The 3888-nt window shown below is 71.4% G+C and carries 3 protein-coding genes and 1 pseudogene; all 4 read right to left on the bottom strand.

What is annotated here, in order from left to right; translation table 11 throughout:
- Nucleotides 1–818 (bottom strand): ABC transporter ATP-binding protein (locus SSOG_RS03630; protein ID WP_078510567.1); only part of this gene is annotated, 818 nt, incomplete at its 3' end.
- The gene (locus SSOG_RS03635; RefSeq protein WP_009712852.1) at nucleotides 818–1762 is read right to left on the bottom strand and encodes an ABC transporter permease; all 945 of its coding nucleotides are present in this window, start codon (nucleotides 1760–1762) and stop codon (nucleotides 818–820) included. The genes SSOG_RS03635 and SSOG_RS03630, both read right to left, overlap by 1 nt.
- A gap of 82 nt (nucleotides 1763–1844) precedes the next feature.
- A pseudogene (locus SSOG_RS48130) lies at nucleotides 1845–2696 on the bottom strand (ABC transporter permease); the annotation flags it as partial.
- A 3-nt stretch (nucleotides 2697–2699) separates the two neighbouring features.
- Nucleotides 2700–3888 (bottom strand): ABC transporter substrate-binding protein (locus SSOG_RS03645; RefSeq protein ID WP_009712853.1); only part of this gene is annotated, 1189 nt, incomplete at its 5' end.

Raw genomic sequence — 3888 nt, forward strand, 5'->3', positions numbered from 1 at the left:
TCCCAGGGGCCCAGAGTGGGGACGGCGGCGAGCAGATCGCGGGTGTACGCCTCGGCGGGGTGTTCCACGATCTGTTCGACGGGGCCGGATTCCACGAAGCGGCCGCCGCGCATGACATGGATGCGGTCGGACACCAGCCGGGCCACCCCCAGATCGTGGGTGATCATGAGGATGCCGATGCCGGTGCGTTCCTGGAGTTCCATCAGCAGATCCAGGACGCCCGCCTGGACGGTGACGTCGAGCGCCGAGGTGGGCTCGTCGGCGACCAGCAGCTCGGGTTCGGCGGCGAGCGCGATGGCGATGAGGACGCGCTGGAGCATGCCGCCGGAGAACTGGTGGGGGTAGGCGCCCCACCGGGTCTCGGGGTGGGGGATCCGCACCCGGCCGAGCAGTTCGATGCCCTGGGCGCGGGCGTCGGCGCGGGACAGCTCCGGGTGGCGGATGCGCAGTGCCTCGGCGAGCTGGCGGCCGATGGTGTGCACCGGGCTGAGCGCGGTCATCGGGTCCTGCGGGATGAGGGAGACGCCGCGGCCCCGGATCCGGCGGGCCGCCCGGGGGTCGGCGACGACGTCGACGCCCTGGATACGGGCGGTGCCGGACAGTACGGCCAGCCCCTCGGGGAGCAGCCGCAGCAGGCCCATCGCGGTGGTGGACTTGCCGGAGCCGGACTCGCCGATGAGGGTCACGGTCTCGCCCGCGGCGAGGGTGAAGCCGACGCCGTCGACCGCGCGGACCACACCGCGGTCGGTGATCAGCTCGATCTGGAAGTCCTCGACCTCCAGCAGCGGGGCGTTCCGGTTGCTCGTCGCGTCGCTCATCAGGAGCCCTCCGTCGCACGTCGGCGGGTACGGTCGCGCAGCCCGTCGCCCAGCAGGTTGACCCCGACGACCAGCAGCGCGATGACGAGGCCGGGCAGGGTCACCAGCCACCAGGAGGTGGTGATGTAGTCCTGGCCGTCGGAGATGATGCGCCCCCAGGTGGCGAACGGCCGCTGGGGTCCGGCGCCGAGGTAGCTGAGCGCGCTCTCCAGCAGGACGGCCTGGGCGAGCAGCAGCAGGACGACCAGGGACGCCTGGCGGACGATGTTGGGGATGATGTGGCGGGCCAGGATGGCGATCTGACGCAGCCCCAGCACCCGGGCGGCGGCCACGTACGGCTTCTCGCGTTCGACCAGCACCAGCGAGCGGGTCAGCCGGGCCACCTCGGGCCACTGGGCGATGGCGATCACGCAGGTGATGACGGTGACGGACGGGCCGAACAGGGCGACGACGAGCAGCAGCATCATCAGCAGCGGCAGCGACATCTGCGCCTCCAGCAGCCGGGAGACGATCGCGTCCACCCAGCGGCCGAAGTATCCGGCGGCCGCGCCCGCGACGATGCCGATGAGACCGGAGACGAGGACGGCGAGCACACCGATCGACAGGGACACCTGGCCGCCGTGCAGCACCCGGGAGAGCAGGTCGCGGCCGAGCTGATCGGTGCCGAAGAGATGGCCGTCGGTCAGCGGGGCGAGCCGGCGCCGGGAGAGGTCCTGGTCGTTCGCGCCGGGCAGCGGCAGCAGCTGCGCGAGGGCGACGGGGACCACCACCAGCAGGGTGCACACCGTGCCGGTCCACAGCTTGAGGCTCGCGCTGCGGCGGCGCCGGGTGGCGGTGGCGCGGGCCAGGTCGCGGGCGGTGACCCGGGTGGGGCGGGCCGCGGGCGTGGCCTCGGCGGGGGCCGGGGATCCGGCGGGGGCCGGGGGTTCGAGGGCGCCTTTCATGTCTCAGGCCGCCTTTTCCCAGGCGTACCCGCGGGTCGAGCAGCGGGTAGGCCAGGTCGATGAGGAGTTGGACGAGGACCGCCAGCGCGGCGGTGACCAGGACGGTCGCCTGGATCAGCGGGTAGTCGCGGGTCTCCAGGGCGCGGACGACCAGCGAGCCGACACCGGGCCAGCCGAAGACCACCTCGACCACGACGACGCCGTTGAGCATCGCGGCGAACCGGGTGCCGAGCGCGGTGAGCACCGGGATGGCGGAGTTGCCCATGGCGTAACGCCAGGTCAGGGCGCGCTCCGAGACACCGCGGGAGCGGGCGGTGGTGACGTACGGCGAACTGAGCGCCGCGACCATCTCGCGCCGCACCAGCCGGGAGATGAGCGCCATCTGAAGCGTTGCCACGGTGACGGTGGGCAGCACCAGGCCGCTCCAGGTGGTGAAGCCGGAGGCGGGCAGCACCGGCGTCAGCACGGCGAAGACGGTCAGCAGCATGACGCCGATCCAGAAGTCCGGCATGGACTGTCCGGCGATGGTCAGCACATTGGCGCCGAGTTCGCGCTTGGTGTCGGCGCGGCGGGCCATCCACACCCCCAGCGGCACGGCGACCACCGTGGTGAGCACGATCGCGGAGAGGGCGAGGGTGATGGTGTAGGGGACCCGGTCGAACACCACGTCGAAGGCGGGGGCGTGGAAGGAGTAGCTGGTCCCGAGGTCTCCGGTGAACAGATCGCGCAGGAAGACGCCGTACTGGGTGAGCAGGCTCTGATCCAGCCCGAACTGTTCACGGATCCGGGCGAGGTCCGCGGTGCTGGGGTTGGGTCCGGCCAGGGCGGCGGCCGGGTCGCCGGGTGCCATGCGCACCAGGACGAAGACGGTGGACAGGGTCAGGAAGATGGTCAGGACGCTCTGGCCAAGACGGCGTATCAGATAGCGCAGCACGGCTCAGCCCTCCAGGCGCACGGCGGCGAGGTCGTAGGAGTTGAGCTGGAGGAGCCGTACGTCCCGGACCCGGGAGCGGCGGGCCAGCACCACGTCGGGGACGAAGGCCCACAGGCAGGGGCGGGTGTTCCAGATTTCCTTCTGGACGGCGGCGAGCTTGGCGTTCCGCGTCTTCTCGTCGGTTTCGGCGGAGGCGTCGGCCAGCCGGTCGGCGATCTTCGGGAAGACGTAGCCCTGGTAGGTGTCGCGGGTCTTCTCCTTCTCCGGAGTACCGCCGTACATGCCCTGGAGGCTGGTGCTGGCGTGTCCGGTGGGGACGGAGAAGCCGTTGCCGAGGACGTCCCAGTCGCCGCGGCGGCCCTGCCGCCACTGCTGGATGTCGCCGCCGGGCTCGAACTGCTGGAGCGTCGGGCGGACCCCGACGGCGCGCAGCATCTCCAGGACGGCCTCCATCACCGAGGTGTCGCCGGGGAACTCCCCGGACTCCCAGATGATCTTCACCTTGAGGTCACGGTGACCGAGCGCGGTGAGCTGCTTGCGCGCCTTGCCGGGGTCGTGGACGTAACCGCCGGTGCGTATCGCGCCCTTGAGGGCGAGCGGGACCACGCCCTCGGCCTGCTGGGCGGATCCGGTGAGTACGTCGTCGACGAGGGACTTCCCGTCGATGGCGTAGCTCAGTGCCTCGCGCACCCGCGGGTCGGCCAGCGGATGGCCTTTGGGTTTGCGGAAGTTGAAGAACAACTGGTTGACGCGGGTGCCGGTGGTGCGGTCGAGGCGCACCCCGGGCAGCCCCTGCAACTGCTCGGCCGAGTCGGGGGTGATGGTGTCGATGACGTCCAGTTCGCCGCTGCGGAGGGCGACCACGCGGCTGGACTCCTCGGGGACGAAGCGGACCCGCACCCCCGGGGTGGCGGGGCGCCGTCCCCAGTACCGGTCGTTGGCGGCGAGCGCGTATTCACCGGTGCCGGAGTTCGCCGAGGTGACCACGTACGGGCCGGAGCCGACGCCGCCGGACAGCTCCTCGGGCCGGTTCTTGGCGGCCGGGCTGATGAGGATGTTGGCCATCAGCTGGTCGAGGATGGGGACCGGGCGCTTGGTGTGCAGATAGAACGTGCGCTCGTCCACCGCTTCGAGGGCGGGCCGCTCGGGGAAGAGCCCGACGATGAACGAGCCGTTGACGCCCCAATACATC

It is taken from the genome of Streptomyces himastatinicus ATCC 53653 (assembly GCF_000158915.1).
In the GTDB taxonomy this organism is placed as follows: Bacteria; Actinomycetota; Actinomycetes; order Streptomycetales; family Streptomycetaceae; genus Streptomyces; species Streptomyces himastatinicus.

Excerpts from the sequence above, each read along its gene's own strand:
- SSOG_RS03635 (WP_009712852.1), bottom strand. The coding sequence starts at position 1,762 with ATGAAAGGCGCCCTCGAACCCCCGGCCCCCGCCGGATCCCCGGCCCCC.